The organism is Mixta hanseatica (genome assembly GCF_023517775.1).
In the GTDB taxonomy this organism is placed as follows: domain Bacteria; phylum Pseudomonadota; class Gammaproteobacteria; order Enterobacterales; family Enterobacteriaceae; genus Mixta; species Mixta hanseatica.
Genome location: NZ_CP082904.1, coordinates 3,913,286 through 3,937,681, shown reverse-complemented (window position 1 = coordinate 3,937,681; position 24,396 = coordinate 3,913,286). Strand labels below are relative to the sequence as shown.

The window sequence follows — 24,396 nt, the reverse complement described above, 5'->3', positions numbered from 1 at the left end:
CCGCACCGCCAGGGTTAAACATTAGCACTTAAACAAATTGTGATGCAGAGTACGCACTACCTGCTCTGCATCATTGCCCGGCACCAGGAAACAGAGGTTATAGCTGCTGGCGCCGTAGCAGATCATGCGCAGGTTAAAGGGCTCCAGTACGCCGAAGACCTCTTTGCCCACGCCGCACGCCTGCGACAGCTTATTGCCAATCAGCGCCACCAGCGCCAGATTCTCCTCCACCTCAACCCGACACAGCGACGAAAGCTCGGTCAGCAACGCCTGGGTTAACAGGCTGTCGCCGGTAGAGGTCGAGCCGGTAGTATCCAGCGTCAGCGCCACACTCACTTCGGAGGTGGTAATCAGATCGACGGAAATATGGTGACGCGCCAGAATTGCAAATACCTCAGCGAGGAAGCCGCGCGCGTGCAGCATATTCAGGCTGTGCAGCGTTAACAGCGTTTGCTTACGGCGCAGCGCCAGCGCGCGGAATAGCGGCGGGTTTTCCGTCTCATTGCACACCAGCGTGCCGCCAGCGGCAGGATCTTTGCTGGAACCGACAAATACCGGAATATCGTTGCGGACTGCGGGCAGCAGCGTCGCCGGGTGCAGCACTTTCGCGCCGAAGGTCGCCATCTCAGCGGCTTCTTCAAAAGTGATTTTATCGATACGCTGCGCGGCCGGAACGACGCGCGGATCGGTGGTATAGATGCCGGGAACGTCGGTCCAGATATCGATGCGCTGCGCCTGCAACGCCTCGCCTAACAGGGCGGCGGTATAATCGCTGCCGCCACGGCCCAGAGTAGTGGTGCGGCCTTGCGCGTCGCTGCCAATAAAGCCCTGGGTGATCACCAGCGCCTGTTCCAGCCTTGGACGCAGCTGCTGGTGGCTTAACTCCGCCAGCGCGCTCACGTCCGGCTCGGCGCGGCCGAAACGATCGTTGGTGCGCATGATTTTGCGCACGTCGAACCACTCGGCGGCCACGCTGCGCTCGCGCAGGATTTCCACAAACAGCAGAGAAGACATCAGCTCGCCGTGGCTGACCAGCTCATCGGTCAGCGCGGCTGAAGAAGCCAGCGACGCCGTCTCAGCCAACATGGCGATATTATCCAACATGCGGTCGATCTCCTCACGGATCACTTCCGGCTGCTGCAGCCGATCGACAATGGCATATTGAATACGACGGATTTCATCCAGCAGCGCATAGCGCTGCGACGGTTCGTGGCCTTCGGCCAGCGCCACCAACAGATTGGTGATCCCGGCGGAAGCGGAAAGCACTACCAGCCGGACATTCGCGTTACCCAGCACCACATCGACGCTGCGGTTCATTGCGGTAAAATCCGCGACGCTGGTGCCGCCAAACTTGGCGACGATTAATTGAGATTGCAACATAGATACCCCGTGTCAGGTTCAATTCCATCAGCCTTGGCACAAGGGAAGAGCAGAAACGGGGCAGACGTAGAGGGGAACAACTACGAGCACCCAGAAGCGCTCCACCTTGTAGCGCGTCCGACTGTCGCACGCGCCTGGTGACAACCCAGAGGATTCAGCCTCTGCAGCCGACAAGCTCCCCGCCGTGGAAAGATTGCCTCGGCGTCGCTCCCCCTGATGTGTCTTCACCGGATACGGCTCCTCTGACACACTACCTGGGCGACGCGCCTCTTCTGGCTTACGCATCGCTGCGCAAGTAACCGCTTACAAATATCGGGTTCTGCCGCCGCTGTCAATGATTGGCATTTGAAGAATTCTCAACTTGTACCAACGCAATCAGCGTACAGGGCACCTCTGGCGGCGGCGCGTTACCCATAAGGGTCAGCTGTCCATTCTCTTTTAGCGCAAACAGCGGGATAACGCCCGGGTGAGTTTGCAGATAGTCCTGCCAGCCAAAATTTTCTGTCAGCTGTGTAGCCTTGATGGTGGCGCCTTTGGCCAGCAGAACGCTCAGATTGCCATAGGTCTGCTCCGCGCCAAACAGTGTCTCATGGCGGCGGAAGCGCGGGCTTTCGCTATCACGACGACCGGTCAGCGACGATCCGGAGCGCACGGAAGCGACTTTCGCCGCGCCGAAAATATGGCTGAAATGGTAAACCGCCAGCGCGTTCTGATGCCGGTTCGGCGACAGTGCCAGCACCTGCGCGATATCGCTAAGATCGAGGTAGTTCTCTGCATGTTCAGACCAGGCATTGCCATACCAGGCGGGAATCCCTTCCATTCTGGCCTGACGATAATACTCCCAGCTGCTGTCGGTAAGCATGACCGGGATATTCAATCGCTGTAGCGCCAGCGCCAACGCGCGTGCCACGGCGTTGGCGCCGATAATCAATACGCCGCGCGGGCGCTGCTGCTGAACGCGCAGCCAGCGCGCCAGCGGGGCGCTGGTCAGGCTCTGCAATACCACGGTGCCGATAATCACTGCAAACACCACCGTCACCAGCCGATCGGCCTGCGCATAGCCGCTGCGCGCCAGCGTCAGGGCGAACAGCGAGCTTACCGCCGCCGCTACAATACCGCGCGGCGCGATCCAGCTCAGTAGCAGACGGTCGCGCCAGTGCAACGACGAACCCCAGGTGGAGAGCGCGATACAGAGCGGGCGGGCGATAAACTGCACCACCAGCAGCACCGCGATCAGCGGCCAGCCCAGCGACAGCAGTGCGCCGATATCCAGACGAGCGGCAAGGATAATAAACAGGCCGGAGATCAGCAGCGCCGACAGCTCCTCTTTAAAGGCGATGATGTCGCGCAAATCGACGTCGCGCATATTGGCCAGCCAGATGCCCATCACGGTCACGGTCAGCAGGCCCGACTCATCGGCCAGCGCGTTGGAGACGCCGAACGTAGTTAACACAATCGCCAGTACGCCGAAGTTTTGCAGATAACCGGGCAGCCAGACGCGCTTAAGGGCGATACCCAGCAGCCAGCCGGCCAGCGCGCCGACGCTCAGGCCCACCGCCGCCGTCACGCCCAGCGTCCAGAACAGATGCGATAACGATTCAGCATGCTGACGCAGCACAATGAATTCAAACACCAGCAGGGTAAAAATAGCGCCCACCGGATCGATCACAATGCCTTCCCAGCGCAGCACCTGATTAATCGCCGCGTTGGGACGCACTACGCGCATCAGCGGCGCAATGACCGTCGGTCCAGTCACCACCGTGACCGCACCGACCAGCGCCGCCAGCTCAGGCGGAAAGTGCAGCAGCAGCCAGCAGGCGAGGCTAATAATGATAAAGGTAACCGGCATCCCGATAACGATCAGGTTACGCACCACGCCGCCGAGGCCGCGAATTTCATCGACGCGCAGCGTCAGCGCGCCTTCGAAAAGAATGATCGCCACCGAAAGCGAAACCAGGGGGAACAGCAAGTCGCCAAACAGCGCATCAGGCGTCAGGATATGCGTTATCGGACCCAGTACGATTCCGAAAACCAACAGCGGTAAAATCGCTGGAAGCCGCAGTAACCAGGCGATCCACTGGGCCATCAGCGAACTGAAGCCAATGATCACCAGCAGTAATGGAGCAGAGAGCGGCATAAAAATTTTTCCTTTCAACGGTAAGAATCGTCATACTGAAATACCTTGCGGCTATCTTCGCCGCAGCCTGAATTATAATGAGTCCCGGGCAAAGGGTGAGAAAAAGCCAGCGGGCGCTCACCGCTACAATAGTCGTAACCTGTTGCAGGAAAAGGAAAGTGAGTCACGGTCAACAGGTAAGATGACGTCCGGTCAGAATTACGGTTGTTAAAACATAAGAGTGTTGCCATGAAAAATATCAATCCGACGCAAACCGCTGCCTGGCAGGCCCTGCAGCAGCATTACGAACAGATGAAAAACGTACGCATTGCCGACCTGTTTGCCCAGGAGAGCGATCGTTTTGCGAAATTCTCCGCCTCGTTTGATGATCAGATGCTGGTGGATTTCTCAAAAAACCGTATCACCACGGAAACCCTGGAAAAATTACAGGCGCTGGCAAAAGAGACCGACCTCGCGGGTGCGATTAAATCGATGTTCTCCGGCGAGAAGATCAACCGCACTGAAGATCGCGCGGTACTGCACGTTGCGTTGCGTAACCGCAGCAATACGCCGATCCTGGTTGATGGCAAAGATGTGATGCCGGAAGTGAACGCGGTGCTGGAGAAGATGAAATCCTTCTCTGAGCGCATCATCAGCGGCGAGTGGAAGGGCTATACCGGTAAGGCGATTACTGATGTGGTGAACATCGGTATCGGCGGCTCTGACCTTGGCCCTTACATGGTGACCGAGGCGCTGCGCCCTTACAAAAATCATCTGAACATGCACTTTGTTTCTAACGTGGACGGCACCCATATCGCCGAAACGCTGAAAAAAGTCAGCCCGGAAACCACGCTGTTCCTCGTGGCGTCCAAAACCTTCACTACTCAGGAAACCATGACCAACGCCCACAGCGCGCGTGACTGGTTCCTGAAGGCGGCGGGTGATGAGCAGCAGGTAGCGAAACACTTCGCCGCGCTCTCTACCAACGCCAAAGAGGTGGCTAAGTTCGGTATTGATACCGCGAATATGTTTGAGTTCTGGGACTGGGTAGGCGGACGCTACTCCCTGTGGTCAGCGATTGGCCTCTCTATTATCCTTTCCGTCGGCTTTGATAACTTTGAGCAGCTGCTGAGCGGCGCACATGCGATGGATAAACACTTCGCGGAAACCCCGGCGGAGCAAAACCTGCCGGTGCTGCTGGCACTGATCGGCATCTGGTACAACAACTTCTTTGGCGCTGAAACTGAAGCTATCCTGCCGTACGACCAGTATATGCATCGCTTTGCAGCTTACTTCCAGCAGGGCAATATGGAGTCCAACGGTAAGTATGTTGACCGCAACGGTAATCCGGTTTCTTATCAAACTGGCCCCATTATCTGGGGCGAGCCGGGCACCAACGGTCAGCACGCTTTCTATCAGTTGATCCATCAGGGCACCAAGCTGGTTCCGTGCGACTTTATCGCGCCGGCCATCACCCATAACCCGCTGGGCGATCATCACGCGAAACTGCTTTCTAACTTCTTTGCGCAGACCGAAGCGCTGGCCTTTGGTAAATCACGCGAGGTGGTGGAAAAAGAGTTTGCTGATGCGGGTAAAGATGCGAAATCCGTTGAGCATGTGGCGCCGTTTAAAGTGTTTGAGGGCAACCGTCCGACGAACTCTATTCTGCTGCGCGAGATTACGCCATACAGCCTGGGCGCGTTGATTGCGCTGTATGAACACAAAATCTTCACCCAGGGCGCTATTCTTAATATCTTCACTTTCGATCAGTGGGGCGTAGAGCTGGGCAAACAGCTGGCTAACCGTATTCTGCCTGAGCTGGAAAACAGTGAAGAAGTGAACAGCCATGACAGCTCTACCAATGGTTTGATCAACCTGTATAAAGCCTGGCGTTAATCGCTGGCTGATATCGACAAGGCGCCCTGAGCGGCGCCTTTTTTATTATTTAGCGCCCTTTGCAGCGTGAGAAGACGATTTTTTGCGATCCGTTCGTAATTTTTCTCCAGTGAAAGTGGCAAAATTCATTATTTTGCTCTAAGCATTTTCTTAAAATGGTGGTTAGCGCCGAAAATTAACGCAGGATTAGTCCTAAACCTCTATGGTTAAAAATGGTGCTAAAATGGTGGTATTTAATAATTAAATCTTTGAAATTTAGTTAAAAAGTAACAATAGAGTGGCAATAAATTAGTATAGTTGTCTAATAATTAGCCCAAAAGATGTGTTTATTAGATTGCTCTGCTATGTAGAATAAATTAAGCGATAAATGCTAAATCTATCCCGCTATGCGAAATAAAAATAAAATCATTTTGCATATTTCTGCTATTAATCACCATTCGCCATCACCCTCTTCTCATCGCCGCCATGCTCTAATTTCTGGTAATTTGTTGCCCTATACTGGACCCGCCTGAAACTACCCAGGCAGGTAATCCATTCATTTCATGAAGGGAAATTCAGTATGAAAAAAATGCTATGTGCCACAGCGGTTGCGCTGTATCTGGCATCCGGTTCGGCTGCTTTTGCCGCTCCGGTTGAAGCTGGTGCGGCAGCGGGCGCTGAAGCGGGAGCCATTTCCGCAGGCAGTACCACTGCAGTCGGCATCGGTGCCGTTGGCGCGCTGTTAGGCGTTGGCCTGGCGGCATCCGGCGGCGGGGATGGAACCAACACCGGAACCACCACCACAACTACGACCAGCACGACCCGTTAACGCGGTTTTTAATCATAACCACACGTCCGTGTGGTTATTTTCTGACTTTGCCGAACTCACACAGGGATAGACAGGTGCGCCATATTCCATTGCTGTTTCTTTGTCTGTTGTTACAAGCGTGTACACAAACGCAACAGGGGCTGGTTGATACCGCGAAGCTGGCGGTAATGGGCCCGGACGATGTCACCGTATCGGATGAAAAAATAGAATCATTGCCTTACGCCAGCATGTATTTGCGCATCAACGGTGGTCAGCGCATTTTCCTGGTGCTGGGCTACGCCGAACAGGGCCAGCAAAAATGGGTCACGCAGGATCGGGCGATGCTGGTTACCCAACAGGGCCGACTGGTAAAAACCCTTGGCCTGAGCGACAACCTGCTGGAGGTGGATAACCTGCAACAGGATCCTCTGGCGCATCCGCTAACCCTGCGTGAAGGCGAAAGCTGGACGCGCATCATGAGCTGGACAGAGAACGGCTCGCTACGAGCGAGTAGCGCGGTTTCACGGTTCAGCCGGGGTCAGGATGAAGTCCTGACGCTGGCTGGCCATCACATTCCCTGCCGTGTCTGGCATGAAGAGGTGACCCTCGCGGCGAGCGGGACAGAATGGCAAAACACCTTCTGGATTGATGCCAGCAGCGGCGAAGTGCGCCAGAGCGCACAGCAGGTGGGAGCGGATACGCTGCCGGTCGAGATCACCATTCTGAAGCCAGCAAAATCATGAAAAACATTCTTGCTTTAGCCGGCCTGCTTGCCGGCCTGTCATTTAACGCGCAGGCGGATAGCCAGGTCATCCTTTATGCCCCCGATGGATCGCAAACCGCTGTGGTCAGCCATGCGCAAACGCTCTCTCAGCTGCTTGCCAGCCCGGCGCTGAAAGATCGCAGCTGGTGGCCCGGTACGGTGATTGCCGAGCCGCTGGCGACCGCAGCGGCGCAGCAGCATTACCAGCAGACGCTGGCGCGGCTGCAAAGCTGGGCGGCAAGCGAAGAGGGTGAACGCGCCGCGGCGATCAACAGCGTGCTGCAACAGCTAAAAGCGGTGCGGGTTACCGGGCGACAGTTCGTCTCGCTCGATCCTGACTGGATACGGCTACGTCCGGAAGCCAACCGCCGTCTGGAGGGAGAGTATAGCCTGTATACCCTGCGACGGCCCACCAGCGTAACGCTGGCGGGCGCTATCGCCGGCAGCGGCAAAGTGGTATGGCAGCCGGGCCGCGATACGCGGGACTATCTCGCCGGACATGCGCGCCTGAGCGGCGCGGAACGCAATGTGGTAACGGTGATCGCGCCAGACGGCTCCACGCAAGAAGCGCCGGTGGCTTACTGGAATCATCGCCATGTTGAAGTGGCGCCGGGCAGCATCATCTATCTCGGTTTCTCCTCCTGGGCGCTGCCGGCCGAATATCGCGACCTTAACCAGCACATTATTTCTGTTTTGACGCACCGGATCCCTGACTGATGAAAACAAACATGCTTCTCAGCCTGCTCGCTGTTTGCGTAGCGTCTGCCTGCCAGGCGCAGGCGGCGACGTGGGGCGAACCCATTGGCCCCTCACAGTCAGATTTCGGCGGCGTGGGACTGATGCAGGTGCCCACGGCGCGAATGGCGAAAGAGGGCGAATTCAGCCTTAACTATCGCAATAACGATCAGTACCGTTTTTACTCCGCGTCGCTGATGCTGTTTCCCTGGCTGGAAACCACCGTACGCTATACCGATGTTCGTACGCGGCTTTACAGTCGGGTAGAGGGCTTTAGCGGCGACCAGAGTTATAAAGATAAAGCTTTCGATCTTAAACTGCGGCTATGGCAGGAAGGCTACTGGCTGCCGGAAGTAGCGGTGGGCACGCGCGATTTGGGTGGCACCGGGCTATTTGACAGTGAATATCTGGTAGCGACCAAGGCCTGGGGACCGCTCGACTTTACGCTGGGCATCGGCTGGGGCTATCTCGGCAACAGCGGCAACATCAACAACCCTTTCTGCAGCTATGACGATAAATTCTGTCACCGTCGTAGCGGCTTTGGCTCAGCCGGATCGGTAAACGGCGACGAGCTGTTTAAAGGACCGGCCTCGATCTTCGGCGGTATTGAATATCAGACGCCGTGGCAGCCGCTGCGCCTGAAGCTGGAGTATGAGGGCAATGACTATCAGGGCGATTACGCCGGTAAGCTGGAGCAGCGCAGCAAGGTCAACGTCGGCGCCATCTATCGTCTGACCGACTGGGCCGATATTAACGCCAGCTACGAGCGTGGCAACACCTTTACCTTCGGCTTTACCCTGCGCAGCAACTTCAACGCGTTAAGCACGCATCATCTCGACAGCAGCAGGCCGGGCTATCACCCGCAGCCGCAGCCGGAAACGTTGCAGCATACGGCGGTAGCCAATCAGCTAACGCAGCTGAAATATAACGCCGGGCTGGATGCGCCGAATCTGCAGGTGAAAGGGCGTACTCTCTATGTGACGGGCGAGCAGGTGAAATATCGCGATACGCAGGAAGGCGTCGATCGCGCCAACGTTATTCTGATGAATGACCTGCCGGAAAATATCGATACGCTGCGTGTGACGCAAACGCGTTATAACCTGCCGCAGGTGACCACTGAAACCAAAGTCAGCAGCCTGCGTCAGCAGCTGGAAGGTTATCCGCTCGGGCATGAGCAGCCGCTGGCGCAGCGCCGCATAAATCCTGTCGATCCGGGTAAAACCGAGCAGGGGTACTATATTGAGAAAGGGCGCTTTAGTTACGGCATCTCGCCGGTACTGAATCAGTCGGTTGGCGGACCGGAAAGCTTTTATATGTACCAGGCGGGCATCAACGCCAACGCCGATTACTGGCTGACTCAGCATCTGCTGGTGGGCGGCGGCGTCTTTGCCAACCTGGCCAATAACTACGACAAATTCAACTATGATGGACGGCCGATCGATTCCTCGCTGCCGCGTGTGCGTACCCATATTCGCGACTATGTAGAAAATAACGTTTACGTTAATAACCTGCAGGCGAACTGGTTCCATTATCTGGGCAACGGTTTTTATGGCCAGATGTACGGCGGCTATCTGGAAACCATGTATGGCGGCGTCGGCGCCGAGGTGCTTTATCGTCCGCTGGATTCCAGCTGGGCCGTTGGCGTAGACGCGAACTATGTTAAACAGCGCGACTGGGACAACATGATGAAATTCACCAACTACAAAGCGCCGACCGGTCATCTGACCGCCTACTGGCAGCCGTGGTTTATGAATAATGTGCTGGTGAAAATGAGCGTGGGCGAATACCTGGCGAAGGATAAAGGCGGCACGATTGACGTCTCAAAACGCTTCGACAGCGGCGTGACAGTGGGCGCATACGCCACCTTAACCAATGTCTCCGGCGATGAATATGGCGAGGGCGACTTCACTAAAGGATTCTATATCTCCGTGCCGATGGATCTGTTTACCGTTACCCATAACCGCGGCCGCGCTCAGGTTAACTGGACGCCGCTGACGCGTGATGGCGGGCAGATGCTTGGCCGTAAATATCAGCTGTATGACATGACCAGCGACCGGGATATTCACTTCCGCTAATTGGCTCAGCGGTTCCGCTTGCGCAAAAACGCCCCGGCTCTGGTCAGGGCGTTTTTTTATGCGCGCTATAATGTGATGTTTGTCACATTCTGTCATGATGTCAGTTCGGCAGATGCCGGTTACCTCGCACGCAACAAGGACAAACAATGAGTAGTGAGAAAATGATAGCCACTATCCTGCAATGGATATTAAACGTGGGCCTGCTGTTTTTAGGCATAATTTTGATCGTCTTTTTGGGCAAAGAGACTATCCACCTCGCCAATGTATTACTGAATACCGGCGAAGCCGCCTCGGCTTATTTGCTGGTGGAAGGCATTGTCATCTGGTTTCTCTATTTCGAGTTTATTGCCCTAATCGTGAAATATTTCCAGTCGGGCTACCACTTCCCGCTGCGCTATTTTATCTATATCGGCATTACGGCCATTATCCGGCTGATTGTGGTCGACCATAAAAATCCGTTCGACACGCTCTGTTATTCCGCCGCTATTTTGATCCTGGTCATTACGCTGTGGCTGGCCAACAGCAACCGCCTAAAGCGCGAATAAAAAAAGGCGGCCAATCGGCCGCCTGAATATACACAGGACACAACTTAGCAGTGGCAATAACAACAAAGGCAACAACGGCAATAAAAAACCTTAACCCTTCACGCCGCCAGCGGTCAGGCCGCTAACCAGCCAGCGCTGCGCCAGCAGGAACACCAGCGTAATCGGCAGCGCAGAGAGCACCGCAGCCGCGGCGAAATCTCCCCACAGATAGTTCTGCGGATTCAGGTACTGCTGCATTCCCACCGCCAGCGTATAGCTGTTCACGTCACGCAACAGCAGCGAGGCGACGGGCACTTCCGTCACGGCAGCGATAAAAGACAGAATAAAAACCACGGCGAGAATGGGCACGGAAAGCGGCAGTAAAATCAAGCGGAAAGCCTGCCATGGCGTCGCGCCGTCCAGCGCCGCTGCTTCTTCCAGTGAACCGTCAATGGTTTCAAAATAGCCTTTAATCGTCCAGACGTGTAATGCGATACCGCCGAGGTAGGCAAAGATCAGCCCGGCATGAGTATTCAGGCCGATAAAGGGAATGTACTGCCCTAAACGGTCGAACAGAGCATAAAGCGCTACCAGCGAAAGTACAGCGGGAAACATCTGAAATATAAGCATTCCTTTCAGCAATGTCGCCTTGCCGCGAAATCGCATACGAGCAAAAGCATAGGCACAGGTTGTGGAAAGCGCAACAATCCCAACGGCAGTGATGGCGGCGACTTTTACCGAGTTCCACAGCCAAAGCAGCACCGGAAACGGCGGCGGCGTAACGCTGCCGTTTTCGTGGGTTACCGTGAATCCCAGCGCCAGCTTCCAGTGATCCCAGGAAATATGCTCTGGCAGTAGGTTGCCAATGGCATAGTTGCCGGGGCGTAGCGAAATCGCCAGTACCATCAGCAACGGATACATAATCAGCACAATAAAGCCGAGCAGCAGCAAGTGCGTCAGCGCCAGCCGCAGCTTCTGTGATTTGGGTTGAACCATCGCCATGTTTCGCTCCTTAATCCGTTTTAATGCGCGTGAATCGCAGGTTAAACAGCGCCAGCGCGCCGACCAGCAGGAAAATCAGCGTGGCGATGGCCGCCGCCAGGCCAAAGTTCTGGCCGCCGCCGCCCTCGAAGGCGATGCGCCAGGTGTAACTCACCAGCAGGTCGGTATAGCCTGCCGGCGTGGTGGTGCCCAGCCGGTCCGGGCCGCCATCGGTAAGCAGCAAGATCAGTACAAAGTTATTAAAGTTAAAGGCAAAGCTGGCGATCATCAGCGGCGTTAACGGCTTAATCAGCAGCGGCAGCGTAATGCGGAAGAAGTTTTGCAGCGGCGTCGCGCCGTCCAGCGCCGAGGCTTCATACAGGTCGTCGGGAATCGCTTTCAGCAGGCCCATGCAGAGAATCATCATGTAGGGATAGCCAAGCCAGGTATTTACGATAACCAGCATGGTGCGCGCCATCGCTGGATCGCTGAACCAGGCGGGTTTGATGCCGAACAGGCCATCAAGCATCATATTGATCTCGCCAAAGCTCTGGTTAAACAGCCCTTTGAAAATCAGGATGGAAATAAAGGCCGGAACCGCATAGGGCAGAATCAGCAGCAGGCGATAGACCGCGCGCCCTTTTAACGCTTCCCACTGCATCAGACAGGCCAGCACCATACCTACCGCCACGGTCAGCAATACCGTGAGCGCGGCGAAAATTACCGTCCAGATAAAAATGGCGATAAAAGGCTGCTGAATGCCCTTATCGGTTAATACGCGCAGGAAGTTATCCCAGCCGACGGCCACCGTATAGCCGGGGCTGAGCTTTTCACTGGTCCATTGCTGGTTGGCATCTTTGGTTTGCCAGAAACCGGTATCGTCATTGGCATACCAGACTTTACCGGTCTGTTTGTCGGTTAATGAATTATCCTCACCGAGACGATAGAGCGGTTGGGTGCCGGAGAACTGGCGCAGCGAACTCATGCGCAGTTGGGTACCGTCCGGCAAGCGTGCCGTAAGCTGTGCAAGCGCCTGACGATTTTTGGTGATGTCACGCAGCATGGCGCGTTCGCCTGCAGGCTCTTGCTGAGTTTCTGTAAGAGTAAGCGTTTGCTCACCTTTTCCGACGAGCGCAAAGGGCGGGGTAATAAACTGTTTATCTCCCGGGCTTTTCAGCAGCAGGCGCCACTGTTTATCCGCGGTTGACCAGAGGGAAAAAGCGTAGCTGTCGCCCGCCTGAAACTGGCGATCCATTAGCACCTGGCGCGCCCGCTCAAAAGAGAGCTGGTTGGTACTGCTGTAGTTGGTAAAAGCGATAGCAATGGTACAGGCCAGCGGAAACAGAACAAACAGCACCATGCCTGCCAGACCGGGCCAGACATAACGCCACGCCTGCGCACGACGGCGGAAAAAGATAATCAGGCCGCTGCTGAGCAGTATTAGCGTGACGATAGCGAACAGGTATTCGCCCTGGGCATACATCAGAACAACCAGATAGCCGGTGATCATCACACACAGGGCAAGAACCAGCCACTTCAGGGCGTCACGCTGCCACCACAATGCGGATTTTGCCATTTCAGGATCCTTCTGCACAGATGAAAAGAGGGAGGCGGGCCGGCCGCAGCACCGGGCCACCTGACGGTAAAATCCGCAGGCGGCCGGTAACAATGCGATAGCAAGCCCTTACTTAGTTAAACGGTTTTCCGCATCTTTCAGCGCGGCGTCCACCGTCTGACGACCGTTGATCGCGTTCAGCACCGCGTTACGCTCGGCGTACCAGAAAGCGGCCATTTGCGGTACGTTCGGCATGATCTCGCCTTTCTGCGAGTTCTCCATGGTGGCGGCAATCTTTTCATCCTTCGCCAGCTTCTCCTGATACGATTTCAGCGCCACGGCGCCCAGCGGCTTGTCCGCATTGACTTTGGCCAGGCCGTCATCGGTCAGCAGATAGTTTTCCAGGAACTCTTTCGCCAGCTCTTTATTTGGGCTGGCGGCGTTGATACCGGCGCTCAGCACGCCGACAAACGGCTTCGAAGGCTGGCCTTTAAAGGTGGGGAGCAGGGTCACGCCATAATTGATTTTGGCGCTTTCGATATTATTCCATGCCCAGGGACCGTTAATCGTCATCGCGGTTTCGCCTTTATTGAAAGCCGCTTCGGCGATGGCGTAATCGGTATCCGCATTCAGATGTTTATTCTTTATCAGGTCGATCAGGAATTGCAGGCCTTCTTGCGCGCCCTGATTGTTGACGCCGACGCTTTTCACGTTATAGCTGCCGTTCTCTTTCTTAAAGGCGTAGCCGCCGTTCGCTGCCAGCAGCGGCCAGGTGAAATAGGGTTCCTGCAGGTTAAACATCAGCGCGCTTTTACCTTTAGCGCGCAGCTGTTTATCCAGTGCCGGGATCTCTTCCCAGCTTTTTGGCGGATTAGGCAGCAGGTCTTTGTTATAAATCAGCGATAACGACTCCACCGCCACCGGATAACCGATCAGCTTGCCGTTGAAGCGCACCGCATCCCAGGTAAAAGGATAAATTTTGTCCTGTAGCGCCTTATCCGGCGAGACTTCCGCCAGCAGGCCGGATTGCGCATAGCCGCCAAAGCGATCGTGCGCCCAGAAAATAATGTCCGGGCCGTCGCCGGTTGCGGCAACTTGCGGATATTTTTCTTCCAGCTTATCAGGATGCTCAACGGTAACTTTAATGCCGGTATCCTGCTCAAACTTCTTGCCCACTTCTGCCAGGCCGTTGTAGCCCTTGTCGCCATTAATCCAGATGACCAGCTTGCCTTCTTCGATCTTCGCCAGCGCGGCGCCCGGTAATAGCGCGACGGTTATGGCGCATAACAACAGCGTTTTGCCATTCAGTTTGAACTTTGACATTTCCCTTACCTCTAAACGTGAGTGGTTGTCGTTAGGCAGGAGTCTGCTGATAAGCGACGGCTGACTCATCCTCCCTGTTTCTACGCCCCACCGGCCAGAAGTGTGATCCCTATAGCTTTTTTATTGGTTTCTGCGTGCCAGCACACAAAAAATAGCCCCTTTTCCTGCCGTTTCGATCACGAAAAAGCCTGACAGCCCGTTCTGAGCCCCCTTTCGGCTACTGACTCATCCTCCTGCCTCCTCCCCCGTAAAAAAGCGGATGGTGGAGGATTTTTCCTCCCCCGTCTTCGCGCACACTCCTGCCATTCAAAGGAAGCCATGAAGATGGGAGAGGACAATGACGAATGTGGTGCTGAAAGAAGTCACCAAATCCTGGGGCGATGTGGTGGTATCGAAAGATATCAACCTGTCCATTGCCGAAGGGGAGTTCGTAGTGTTTGTCGGGCCGTCCGGCTGCGGCAAGTCCACGCTGCTGCGTATGATTGCCGGGCTGGAAGAGATTACCTCCGGCGAGCTAACCATCGGCGGTAAACGCATGAACGAGGTGCCGCCAGCCGAACGCGGCGTGGGAATGGTCTTTCAGTCTTATGCGCTTTATCCCCATCTGACGGTGGCGGATAACATGTCATTCGGCCTTAAGCTGGCCGGAACCAACAAAAAAGAGATTCAGCAGCGCGTGTCGCAGGTGGCGGAAGTGCTGCAGTTGGCGCATCTGCTGGATCGTCAGCCGAAGGCGCTTTCCGGCGGCCAGCGTCAGCGCGTGGCGATCGGCCGTACGCTGGTAGCGGAACCGCAGGTATTTCTGCTGGATGAGCCGCTCTCTAACCTTGACGCCGCGCTGCGCGTGCAGATGCGCATTGAGATCTCCCGCCTGCATAAGCGCCTGAAGCGCACCATGATTTACGTCACCCATGATCAGGTCGAAGCGATGACGCTGGCGGATAAAATCGTGGTGCTGGAAGGCGGACGTATCGCCCAGGTCGGCAAACCGCTGGAGCTGTATCACTATCCAGCCAACCGCTTTGTCGCCGGTTTTATCGGCTCGCCGAAAATGAACTTCCTGCCAGTGAAGGTTACCGCCACCGCCATCGATCAGGTGCAGGTAGAGCTGCCTAACCATCAGCAAATCTGGCTGCCGGTGGACAGCACCGATGTCCCGGTCGGCGCCAATATGTCGCTGGGCATTCGTCCGGAACACTTGCTGCCCAGCGAAGTGGCCGATGTCACTCTGCAGGGCACGGTGCAGGTGGTCGAGCAGCTCGGCCAGGAAACGCAAATCCATATCCAAATCCCTGCGCTGCGTCAGAACCTGGTTTACCGCCAGAACGACGTGGTGCTGGTTGAAGAAGGTGCCCAATACGCCATCGGACTGCCGCCACAGCGCTGCCATCTGTTTCGTGAAGATGGACGCGCCTGCCGTCGGTTACACAGCGAACCCGGCGTAGAAGCACACATAACAGTAAAATCATAACAGGAGAACAGCGATGTTAACGCGCTCTAAGTACCCTCTGGCCGTGGCAGTGGCCCTCGCAGTTGTGGCACCGCACGCCAGCGCGGTGGATTTCAAAGGTTACGCCCGTTCCGGCATCGGCTGGACCGGCAGCGGCGGTGAGCAGCAATGTTTTACAGCAACCGGCGCCAACTCTAAGTATCGTCTTGGCAACGAATGTGACACCTATGCGGAAGTTGAGCTGGGTCAGGAAGTGTGGAAAGAGGGCGAGAAAAGCTTCTATGTCGATACCATGATCGGCTACAGCGTATCGCAGCAGAACGACTATGAAGAAGACTCCCCTGCGGTACGTCAGATGAACGTGGTGGGTAAAAACCTGTTTGATGCGCTGCCGGGCGCTAATATCTGGGCCGGTAAGCGTTACTACAAACGCCATGACGTGCACATGATCGATTTCTACTACTGGGATATTTCTGGTCCTGGCGGCGGTATTGAAGATATCGATCTCGGCTTCGGTAAGCTGTCGCTGGCAGCGACCCGCAGCAGCGAAGCAGGCGGCTCTTCGGCCTTCGTGACCGGCAATACGCGCGGCACGGCGAAAGATCGCGCCAACGATATTTTCGACGTGCGCTTAGGCGGCATGGAAGTGAACCCGGGCGGCTCGCTGGAGCTGGGCTTTGACTACGGCAGCGCGAACGATACCGACGGTTACAGCCCGAATGTGGAAGACGCTTCCGATGATGGCTGGATGGCTACCCTTGAGCATACCCAGACCTTCTACGGCACCAGCCTGAACAAATTTGTCGTGCAGTACGCCACCGATGCGATGACGCAAAACCGCAACGGGCGCCCGGGCACCGCAGAAAACAACAACGGCTCGATGATCCGCGTCATCGACCACGGCGCGATCGACTTCAACGATACCTGGAGCCTGATGTATGTGGGTATGTATCAGGACGTGGATCGCGATAACGATAACGGCACCACCTGGTACACCGTGGGCGTACGCCCGATGTACAAATGGACGCCGATCATGAGCACCCTGCTGGAAGCCGGCTACGACAACGTGAAGTCGCAGCGCACCGGTGACCGCAACAGCCAGTATAAAGTGACGCTGGCCCAGCAGTGGCAGGCAGGCAACAGCATTTGGTCGCGTCCGGCCATTCGCGTGTTCGCCACCTACGCCAAGTGGGATGAGAAGTGGGGCTATGCTTCCTCTGAGACAAACAATCAAAACTATGTTGGTAACCTGCCGGGCACCACTGCGGGCGTTGCCTATAGCGATAACGCCGCGCACACCTTCAGCCGTGGCGACAATGACGAAGTTTCCTTCGGTATTCAGATGGAAGCCTGGTGGTAATAAGACAACCTGACAGGGCATAGCCAGCCCTGAGTCCTGCCTTAGCCCGTCTCTCTATTGCCTGAGAGAGGCGGGTTTCTCTTGAGGATAAAAAAATGAAAAAACATCTACTCGCGCTCTGCCTGTTTCCGGCCCTGAGCTTTACCGTGCTGCCCGCCTTTGCCGCCAGCACCAGCCTTAATCCACAGAATGTGGCTACCGCGCCATCGATCGCCCCGGAAAAGCTGCAGCGCCTCTCCTGGCTGCCGCTGGCGCCGCCGGTGAGCCAGGATATTGCGCTGAATACCGCCTCGGCCAGCCTGAATGAAGGCGATATCAGCGGGCCGGTTGCCGCCGTTGCGCTGCCCGCCGATCAGGGATCGCTGGAAGTCACACTGGCCAGCATCATGAAAGATCAGCGCGTCTATGCGCCGAACGTACTGGTGCTGGACAGCCAGCTGCAGCCTGCGGCCTTTTTCCCCAGCAGCTATTTCACCTATCAAAAGCCGGGCATCGTTGCCACTAACCGGCTGGAAGGCACCATGAAGCTGACGCCGGTGCTGGGACAAAAACAGATTTACCTGCTGATTTACACCACGACGCGCGATCTGGCGCAAACCTCCACCATGATCAACCCGGCAAAACTCTATGCGGAAGGGGCCAGCAATGCGATTCCTGACGTGCCGGATCCGGTGGTACAGCATATCAATACCGGCACGCTGTCGCTGAAAGTGAAGAGCGAGCAGAACAGCGGCAACATTATGATCGGCAAGCTGTTCGGCTCCGGCGATTCGAAGCCGGTGGTGGTAGGCAGCACCCGCGCCGCCACGGCGTCGGCACAGCCGAATATCAGCAGCCCGGCGCCAATGGCTGCGCCTGCGCCAGCAACGTCGGCTGTGAAGTCTGAACCGATGCTGAACGACACCGAAAAATATTTTAACGACGGCATCCGTAAGGCTGCGAAAGCGGGGGATATCGATAAAGCGCTGAAGCTGATGAACGAGGCGGAACGTCTTGGTTCTACATCGGCACGCGCAACATTTATCAGCAGTGTGAAAGGCAAGGGATAACATCCCCATATTGCTGATCTTGCTGGACGATTGGTGCGCCGCCGGCGCACCCTTTTTCGCCAGCTTTCCTGTTTAACTCAGCTACACCTCCGCGTTGCTAAGAGCGGTTTATTAATGACTCTGTTTCTCCGCTGTTTTGTGTGAGGCCGGCTTTAGCTTTGTGTCAAATAATGATATCAGTATCGACTTGTTTATTCGCTACATATTAATGCTGATATTTTAAATTTTACTGAACTATTAAGTTCCTTAAGGTAATGATTTGTTTTAAATAAGCACTTTATGAAAAGTATTTTAGCTTAATATGCATAACTATCACGAAAATGATGACAAAGGCACAGCACAGCATTGTCACGTTCCACAAGTAATAAAATGGCAGCATCCAATTCGTTAAGTTTTCTTTCTTATCATCAAAAATTCATACAGTTCACTCTCCTTTTTAACGAACAAAATTTTCTTTTTCCTTTTTAACCCAAGAAAAAAGTAGGTAATGGGATCAGCCCCAAAAAAGCCAGTAAGGCAGTGAAATGAGTAGGCGGCCGGGAAAGCGTGGTTTTCTTTAAATAAAGATATCAATTGATAATATTTTGAACGGTTTATTGCATACAGTAATACAGATAAAGTAAAGAAGACTGCACCAGCAACCATAATTAATGGCCAACAATTAGAAAGTATCCTGTTTTTCCGCATATTGATATAGCATCTCTACACCAGGTTCAGCTGCTTTAATTTCACTGAAAGCCATAGAATAATTAGCCTTATCATAGGGTTAATTTGCAAGGTTTAAATAAATATATTTTATTGACACCATCAGGAAAGTAAAGGCAATACAAGCCAGAGTGAATAAAGTGATTCTGTAATAAACCTTCATCCATTTGGAGAGATTATCAGGGACGGTGTCAAAAAAATTATAAACCTCACGGTTTTTATAAAACATAAGCAAAGGCTTCTTCTTTCTTTTGATGCATGTAAAGTAGTAGACCAGCGTAAAAGAACCAAAGAACCCCATTAATGAATGAAAATGGTAAGGGACGGGAAATAAAAAACCCTTATCATAGTAAAATCTGATGATTTTTTCATATCTTTTCCTGTTTACGCAATAATAAAAAAACAGGAGGGTAAGCGATAAGAAACCTACCCATATGCCTGCTATCCCTAAATAAGAAAATAAATTACTCACACATTAATCTCTGAAAAAATAATCTATAAATGTTTCACCGGTAGTACTGGCAGCATATCCTCCAGCAACCGAACCGATAACCGCACATGCCAGTCCTACCGCTCCGCCTGCGGGCGCTGTTATAATCCCAAGCCCAATGCAGATGGCTCCTCCTGCTGTTGCTCCAATAGCACCGCCAGAGACGCCTAATAACGTACCTGCGGTAAATTTCGTATATTCTTTAAAAGCACTCCTTCCGCACTCGTTTTCTCTTCCTGTCGAGCACGCTTTCATTACATCATTGGTCGTGCCAGCAAAAGAAAAGCCGATGCCGATATAGCCGCCATATTTAAGGAACTTCGCGGCTTTAGCTGCATTCCCGACATAGGTTGAATAACCCGGAATGCCCACGACGCCAGCCGTTGACCATTCGTGAACGATTGAGCGGCTGGAGAGATTCAACGCCCTGCGCATATCTTCATAGGGCCTGAATTTTACCGTATGGCGAGCAAGAGATTTAACCAAAGGTTTATTAACCAATGTTTTTAACTGATTGAATAGCTGGTTGCGTTCAGCAAAGAACTGTTGACTAATAAGCGAGCCCTGAGTCCGGTATTGGTTCTGGTAGGTTTCCTCAATTTTCCTCAACGTGCTTTCTATGGCCAGAAAATACTTTTCTCCCAGGTCACCCGCCGTACTGAATATTTGATCTCCCGTTTTGGTTAACCCGGCAATCATACCGTAATGCTTATGAAAAAAATTAGCTTCCTCAGCGCTGACGCTGGTAAAGGCCATATTTGTTCGCTGCTTTGCCTGCCTCAGCGCCTGTAACATCTGCATTGTTGCAGGCGTATCTGGATCGGCAACAATCAGTATCTGTCCGGGTTTTAGCCACTGCGTATCAGCGTTGAGCTTCATAAACATACTGGCTGCCGGAGAGCGGGTATTTCTAAAAAGTTGCCGGGCCTGAAAATCCAGCGTACCGGGTTGTTCAACGACACAATATCCTGGCGCAACATGATGCTTCATGCCTCCATCCTCCGTTGATGTTATGTAGTTTTATCGCCTTAATAATAGGTATAACAAAAAGAATATAAAACAATATCCTGATAATTATGGCTAACGTTGCAAGCATATTATCGATTTTGCCATGAATATCCTCCTATGAAAACCAGACCTTAAGCCAGACTTAAAGCGAGGAAAATGATGCGGTAAAAGATGCATTGCCCTCTGTTTTCCATGCTGTTTTTCTGCTGCATTGCGTGTTCTGCGCAAGGCTCTGCGCTACACTATGGCACCTGTTTTTTACCGGAGATGCCGTATGTCCGATAACGCGCTTTCCCTGCTGCGCGCCATTGCCTGGCTTCCCACTTCATCGCCTGCACTGTCGGCGCCTCTGCTTGACTGGCTGCTGGAAGAAGACTCAATGACGAAGCGCTTTGAGCGCCACTGCCGGAAAGTTACCGTACAGCCTCAGTTTGAAGGTTTCGTTACCGCTGACGATATCGCTGAAGAGCTGCCGTTTTTGCCGCTGGAACCGCGTTACTGGCTGCGCGAAATCATCTTATCGGGTGACGGCGTTCCCTGGCTGGCTGGTCGCACGGTAGTGCCGGAATCGACGCTGGAGGGACCGGAAATGATGCTCAGCCAGTTGGGCAGCCGCCCGCTGGGACGTTATCTCTTCTCCTCTTCCACGCTCACGCGCGACTTTATCGATCCGGGTATCTCTGACGCGCTGTGGGGTCGTCGCTCACGCCTGCGCTTATCAGGCAAGCCGCTGTTATTGACCGAACTGTTTTTACCCGCTGCGCCGCTTTATCAAAGCTTGTCTGGAGAATCATGTGAGTAATAGAGAAAAAGGGCTGACGCGCAGTAAGCTACAGGCTTACAGCCGTTTAATGCGCATTGATAAGCCGATCGGATCGCTGCTGCTACTGTGGCCGACATTATGGGCGCTGTGGCTGGCGGGCGAAGCCGTGCCGCCGTTGCAGGTGCTGATGGTGTTTGTGCTGGGCGTCTTTTTTATGCGCGCGGCGGGATGCGTGGTGAATGATTTTGCCGATCGTAAAATTGATGGGCACGTCAAGCGCACGCAGATGCGTCCTCTGGCCAGCGGTGAGGTAAGTGAAAAAGAGGCGAAAGTGCTGTTTGTGGCGCTGGCGCTGATTTCGTTCGCGCTGGTGCTGACGATGAATGCCATCACCATTTGGCTGTCGTTCGCCGGGCTGGCGCTGGCCTGGATCTACCCTTTTATGAAGCGCTATACCCATCTGCCGCAGGTGGTGCTGGGCGCCGCTTTCGGCTGGGCTATCCCGATGGGCTGGGCGGCGGTAAGCGGCCACGTGCCGCTAAACGGCTGGCTGCTGTTTCTCGCCAATATTTGCTGGACCGTGGCCTACGATACGCAGTATGCGATGGTGGATCGGGATGACGATCTCAAGATTGGCGTAAAGTCGACGGCTATTCTGTTTGGGCGCTTTGATAAGTTGATTATTGGTCTGTTGCAGCTCTCTACGCTGCTGCTGCTGGTGATCGTAGGTCAGCGCATGAACCTGGACGGTGCGTTTTACTGGTCGCTGCTGCTGGCCGCCGCGCTGTTTGTACATCAGCAGAAACTGATCGCTGAACGCCAGCGCGAACGCTGTTTTCAGGCCTTCCTCAATAATAACTATGTGGGACTGGTGATCTTTATCGGTATCGTTCTGAATATGCCGCCGTTCAGCCAGTGGTAGCCAACCTGGCTGCAAACAGCACTAATAAAAAGCGGGCGCCACTGGCGCCCGCTCTGTTTTATGCGTCAGCCCGTTTTAAGCAGGCGTAACGGCATTTTCAATGGTCTGGCGCACATCGCTGGTAATCAACTCTGCCAGCATATGATAGGTATTCTGCGTCTGTTCCAGCGCAGCATCGCCGGTATCGCTGATATAGCCTTCATCGCGTAGCGTCAGCACCAGCGTGGAGAACACCGCCTTGTCGAAAAACTCCGGCGCGTTAATGCCGTGCAGCACCGACAGACGCTGAGCCAGCGTGCGGCTCTCTTTCTCCAGCGAACCGCGGTTAATCGCAGGATTAGCGCTAAGAATAGAGAAGGTGATGGCATAGCGCTGCAGCGTTTCACGCATACCCGCAGCCAGCAGTTGCAACGTACGGAAACGTACCGCATTCAGGCGCATCACATCATTTTCGATGACGATCAGCTGCTGACGCGCCAGCTCGGCCACCAGCTGTTGCAGCAGCTGCGGCAGTTCTTCTTTCTCCCAACGCAGGAACAGCTCGCTTTTCAGCAGTGGGTAAAGCACAGAGACCTGACGCAGCAGCTCGGCGGCGGAGATTTCGCGATGCTGCTGCACAATAGCGGCAATCAGCGACGGCATCACCAGCATGTGATGCACATTATTGCGATAGTAAGTCATCAGCACCGCCTGTTCGCGCGGCAGGATAATGATATCGCCAATGTTGTCTTTTTCCGTCTCGAACTTGTTCATGTTCAGCGCGTGTTCCAGCAGCGCTTCCGCCGTCATATCCGGCACGGTCGCATCTGGCGAATAGGGCACATGCCGCAGCAGATCGAGATAGCACTCCAGCTGCTCGATCAGCTGTTCACGGGTCAGGGAACGCTGACGTGAAGCAAGCAGCGCGGTAACGCACAGGTTCATGGCGTTGGCGGCCCCGGCGTTATTAATGCGCACCATAATCTGCTGAGCGATATCGTTCACCGCTGGCGTCAGCCATTGCGGACGCTGCGCCACGATCGGATCGATCGAATCACGCCACTCCGGCACTTGCTTGTTCAGGTAGTTAACCAGCGGCAGCGGCTCGCCAAAGTTTACGTAGCCCTGACCAAGGTTGCGCAGCTTGCTCAGGCCACGCAGCATTTGCATAAAGCCTTCTTTCTCTTTAGCCGCGCCGCGCAGCTCTTTCGCGTAGGTGCCTACTTCCATCACGTGTTCATAGCCGATATAAACCGGCACCACAGTAATCGGACGGTTGCCGCCGCGCAGCATCGCCTGAATCGTCATCGCCAGCGTACCGGTTTTCGGATCGAGCAGACGACCGGTGCGTGATCGCCCGCCTTCAACAAAATATTCAACCGAGTATCCACGGCTGAACAGCTCGCCGAGATATTCGCGGAATACCGTAGAGTAAAGCTTGTTGCCCTTAAAGGTACGGCGAATAAAGAACGCGCCGAGACGACGGAAAATCGGTCCGGCCGGCCAGAAGTTAAGGTTGATGCCCGCCGCGATATGCGGCGGCACCAGACCCTGATGATAAAGTACGTAGGAGAGCAGCAGGTAATCCATATGGCTGCGATGGCAGGGCACGTAAACCAGCCCGTGGCCATCCAGCGCCAACTGACGAATGCGTTCGCCGCCGCTGACGTTAATGCCCTGATAGATTTTGCTCCATGTCCAGCCGATCACGCGGTCGGTAAGACGAATCATCTCATAGGAAAAATCTGCGGCGATCTCTTCCATCAGCTCGATGGCGTTCTGCTGCGCTTTCTCCTGAGAGATTTTCTTGCTGCGCGCCTCGTCTTCTACCGCTTTGGCGATCGCTTTCGACTGCAGCAGTTTATTAAACAGATCGTGGCGCACCGGCAGACGCGGGCCTACCGCGGCCAGACGCTGACGGGCAAAATGAATACGCGCCACACGCGCCAGCTTCTGCGCAATGGTTTTATCCGTGCCGTGCTCCGTCGCCATACGACGCAGAGAAACCATCGGCGAGAAACGCACAAAGCTATCGCGCCCCAGCCACAGTACGGCAAAAAACTTCTGTACGCCGTTCAGTTCGCGTAGATGAGGGGTTTGTTCGCCCTGCACCTCACGCCCCGGCGCACGGCCGAACATCACCGAAACCGGTACCATCTGTACATCGAGATCGGGGTTGTTACGGTGCAAATCGAGGTAGTCGTGGAACAGCTTCACGGATTCCTGATTCGGCACGAAATAGGGGAAAACGCGCGGCCCGTCATGAATAAAGACGTGACGCGGCAGCAGGGCGCCGTCTATCTCCAGCGGCTCCAGTGGATCGGGCAGATCGTGCAGACGGCACTGGGTGCGCAGCGCAAGGAGATCGGCCTTTGAATCATAAGGCAATACATACATAATGGGGCGCGAGGTATCGAGTCCCAGTTCCGCTACCGGATCGCCCGGAATCGCCTTACTCTTAACTAAAAATGTAAGTGGTAAATTCAGTAACTTATAATAAAGTTTACGCCAACCTGACATAGACAACATGAAGCC

The 24,396-nt window shown here is 54.5% G+C and carries 18 protein-coding genes and 1 riboswitch; of the genes, 11 read left to right on the top strand and 7 right to left on the bottom strand.

The features are described 5' to 3' along the window. Positions 1-21: 21 nt before the first annotated feature. Both lysC and K6958_RS18665 read right to left on the bottom strand, forming a co-directional pair. Positions 22-1,380, bottom strand: a complete 1,359-nt coding sequence (gene lysC, locus K6958_RS18670; RefSeq protein ID WP_434085178.1) for a lysine-sensitive aspartokinase 3 — start codon at positions 1,378-1,380, stop codon at positions 22-24. An 86-nt stretch (positions 1,381-1,466) separates the two neighbouring features. Then, positions 1,467-1,660, bottom strand: a riboswitch (Lysine riboswitch). A gap of 51 nt (positions 1,661-1,711) precedes the next feature. Next, a complete protein-coding gene (locus K6958_RS18665; protein ID WP_249892504.1) occupies positions 1,712-3,517 on the bottom strand; it encodes a cation:proton antiporter in 1,806 nt (601 codons plus the stop codon). 228 nt (positions 3,518-3,745) lie between these two features. Between K6958_RS18665 and pgi the strand changes: the two genes are divergently transcribed. The 6 genes from pgi to psiE all read left to right on the top strand — a co-directional run bounded on the left by pgi (position 3,746) and on the right by psiE (position 10,297). Next, positions 3,746-5,392 (top strand): glucose-6-phosphate isomerase, encoded by a 1,647-nt coding sequence (pgi, locus tag K6958_RS18660; protein WP_249892503.1) that lies wholly within the window; start codon positions 3,746-3,748, stop codon positions 5,390-5,392. A gap of 559 nt (positions 5,393-5,951) precedes the next feature. Further along, positions 5,952-6,200: an exopolysaccharide production protein YjbE gene (yjbE, locus tag K6958_RS18655; protein WP_249892502.1), complete on the top strand. Its 249-nt coding sequence runs from the start codon at positions 5,952-5,954 to the stop codon at positions 6,198-6,200. Between the two features lie 74 nt (positions 6,201-6,274). Beyond that, a complete protein-coding gene (locus tag K6958_RS18650; RefSeq protein ID WP_249892501.1) occupies positions 6,275-6,922 on the top strand; it encodes a YjbF family lipoprotein in 648 nt (215 codons plus the stop codon). Beyond that, on the top strand, positions 6,919-7,659 hold the full coding sequence (locus K6958_RS18645) for a capsule biosynthesis GfcC D2 domain-containing protein (RefSeq protein WP_249892500.1): 741 nt from the start codon (positions 6,919-6,921) through the stop codon (positions 7,657-7,659). Before K6958_RS18650 ends, K6958_RS18645 begins: the two co-directional genes overlap by 4 nt. Continuing rightward, on the top strand, positions 7,659-9,752 hold the full coding sequence (locus K6958_RS18640) for a YjbH domain-containing protein (RefSeq protein ID WP_249892499.1): 2,094 nt from the start codon (positions 7,659-7,661) through the stop codon (positions 9,750-9,752). The genes K6958_RS18645 and K6958_RS18640 overlap by 1 nt, the downstream gene beginning before the upstream one ends. 146 nt (positions 9,753-9,898) lie before the next feature. Next, positions 9,899-10,297, top strand: a complete 399-nt coding sequence (psiE, locus tag K6958_RS18635) for a phosphate-starvation-inducible protein PsiE (RefSeq protein ID WP_249892498.1) — start codon at positions 9,899-9,901, stop codon at positions 10,295-10,297. Positions 10,298-10,387: 90 nt separating this feature from the next. Here psiE and malG read toward each other — a convergent pair whose 3' ends face one another. The 3 genes from malG to malE all read right to left on the bottom strand — a co-directional run bounded on the left by malG (position 10,388) and on the right by malE (position 14,135). Next, on the bottom strand, positions 10,388-11,278 hold the full coding sequence (malG, locus tag K6958_RS18630; protein WP_249892497.1) for a maltose ABC transporter permease MalG: 891 nt from the start codon (positions 11,276-11,278) through the stop codon (positions 10,388-10,390). Between the two features lie 10 nt (positions 11,279-11,288). Then, complete coding sequence (malF, locus tag K6958_RS18625) at positions 11,289-12,833, bottom strand: maltose ABC transporter permease MalF (RefSeq protein WP_249892496.1); 1,545 nt, start codon at positions 12,831-12,833, stop codon at positions 11,289-11,291. Positions 12,834-12,941: 108 nt separating this feature from the next. Beyond that, positions 12,942-14,135, bottom strand: coding sequence for a maltose/maltodextrin ABC transporter substrate-binding protein MalE (gene malE / locus K6958_RS18620; RefSeq protein WP_350355798.1), 1,194 nt, complete (start codon positions 14,133-14,135; stop codon positions 12,942-12,944). 337 nt (positions 14,136-14,472) lie between these two features. Here malE and malK point away from each other — a divergent pair, with 337 nt between their 5' ends. From malK to malM, 3 genes are all read left to right on the top strand, one after another. Further along, positions 14,473-15,606, top strand: coding sequence for a maltose/maltodextrin ABC transporter ATP-binding protein MalK (gene malK / locus K6958_RS18615; RefSeq protein ID WP_249892495.1), 1,134 nt, complete (start codon positions 14,473-14,475; stop codon positions 15,604-15,606). Positions 15,607-15,619: 13 nt separating this feature from the next. Then, a complete protein-coding gene (locus K6958_RS18610) occupies positions 15,620-16,945 on the top strand; it encodes a maltoporin (RefSeq protein ID WP_249892494.1) in 1,326 nt (441 codons plus the stop codon). 95 nt (positions 16,946-17,040) lie between these two features. Next, complete coding sequence (malM, locus tag K6958_RS18605) at positions 17,041-17,994, top strand: maltose operon protein MalM (protein ID WP_249892493.1); 954 nt, start codon at positions 17,041-17,043, stop codon at positions 17,992-17,994. Positions 17,995-19,174: 1,180 nt separating this feature from the next. On the opposite strand, the gene K6958_RS18600 is transcribed toward malM, so the two are convergent. Next, positions 19,175-20,179 carry a hypothetical protein gene (locus K6958_RS18600; RefSeq protein ID WP_249892492.1) on the bottom strand — a complete coding sequence of 335 codons (1,005 nt, stop codon included), beginning with the start codon at positions 20,177-20,179 and terminating at the stop codon, positions 19,175-19,177. A 292-nt stretch (positions 20,180-20,471) separates the two neighbouring features. Between K6958_RS18600 and ubiC the strand changes: the two genes are divergently transcribed. After that, positions 20,472-20,999 (top strand): chorismate lyase, encoded by a 528-nt coding sequence (gene ubiC / locus K6958_RS18595; RefSeq protein ID WP_249892491.1) that lies wholly within the window; start codon positions 20,472-20,474, stop codon positions 20,997-20,999. Positions 21,000-21,048: 49 nt separating this feature from the next. Further along, the gene (gene ubiA / locus K6958_RS18590) at positions 21,049-21,882 is read left to right on the top strand and encodes a 4-hydroxybenzoate octaprenyltransferase (protein WP_249894735.1); all 834 of its coding nucleotides are present in this window, start codon (positions 21,049-21,051) and stop codon (positions 21,880-21,882) included. A gap of 75 nt (positions 21,883-21,957) precedes the next feature. Here ubiA and plsB read toward each other — a convergent pair whose 3' ends face one another. Further along, positions 21,958-24,381, bottom strand: a complete 2,424-nt coding sequence (plsB, locus tag K6958_RS18585; protein ID WP_249894734.1) for a glycerol-3-phosphate 1-O-acyltransferase PlsB — start codon at positions 24,379-24,381, stop codon at positions 21,958-21,960. Positions 24,382-24,396 lie beyond the last annotated feature (15 nt).

Excerpts from the sequence above, each read along its gene's own strand:
- K6958_RS18600 (WP_249892492.1), bottom strand. The coding sequence starts at position 20,179 with ATGAAGCATCATGTTGCGCCAGGATATTGTGTCGTTGAACAACCCGGT.
- malK (WP_249892495.1), top strand. The coding sequence starts at position 14,473 with ATGACGAATGTGGTGCTGAAAGAAGTCACCAAATCCTGGGGCGATGTG.
- K6958_RS18665 (WP_249892504.1), bottom strand. The coding sequence starts at position 3,517 with ATGCCGCTCTCTGCTCCATTACTGCTGGTGATCATTGGCTTCAGTTCG.
- malG (WP_249892497.1), bottom strand. The coding sequence starts at position 11,278 with ATGGCGATGGTTCAACCCAAATCACAGAAGCTGCGGCTGGCGCTGACG.
- pgi (WP_249892503.1), top strand. The coding sequence starts at position 3,746 with ATGAAAAATATCAATCCGACGCAAACCGCTGCCTGGCAGGCCCTGCAG.
- ubiC (WP_249892491.1), top strand. The coding sequence starts at position 20,472 with ATGTCCGATAACGCGCTTTCCCTGCTGCGCGCCATTGCCTGGCTTCCC.
- psiE (WP_249892498.1), top strand. The coding sequence starts at position 9,899 with ATGAGTAGTGAGAAAATGATAGCCACTATCCTGCAATGGATATTAAAC.
- K6958_RS18640 (WP_249892499.1), top strand. The coding sequence starts at position 7,659 with ATGAAAACAAACATGCTTCTCAGCCTGCTCGCTGTTTGCGTAGCGTCT.
- plsB (WP_249894734.1), bottom strand. The coding sequence starts at position 24,381 with ATGTCAGGTTGGCGTAAACTTTATTATAAGTTACTGAATTTACCACTT.
- malM (WP_249892493.1), top strand. The coding sequence starts at position 17,041 with ATGAAAAAACATCTACTCGCGCTCTGCCTGTTTCCGGCCCTGAGCTTT.
- K6958_RS18645 (WP_249892500.1), top strand. The coding sequence starts at position 6,919 with ATGAAAAACATTCTTGCTTTAGCCGGCCTGCTTGCCGGCCTGTCATTT.
- K6958_RS18610 (WP_249892494.1), top strand. The coding sequence starts at position 15,620 with ATGTTAACGCGCTCTAAGTACCCTCTGGCCGTGGCAGTGGCCCTCGCA.
- malE (WP_350355798.1), bottom strand. The coding sequence starts at position 14,135 with ATGTCAAAGTTCAAACTGAATGGCAAAACGCTGTTGTTATGCGCCATA.
- ubiA (WP_249894735.1), top strand. The coding sequence starts at position 21,049 with ATGCGCATTGATAAGCCGATCGGATCGCTGCTGCTACTGTGGCCGACA.
- yjbE (WP_249892502.1), top strand. The coding sequence starts at position 5,952 with ATGAAAAAAATGCTATGTGCCACAGCGGTTGCGCTGTATCTGGCATCC.
- malF (WP_249892496.1), bottom strand. The coding sequence starts at position 12,833 with ATGGCAAAATCCGCATTGTGGTGGCAGCGTGACGCCCTGAAGTGGCTG.
- lysC (WP_434085178.1), bottom strand. The coding sequence starts at position 1,380 with ATGTTGCAATCTCAATTAATCGTCGCCAAGTTTGGCGGCACCAGCGTC.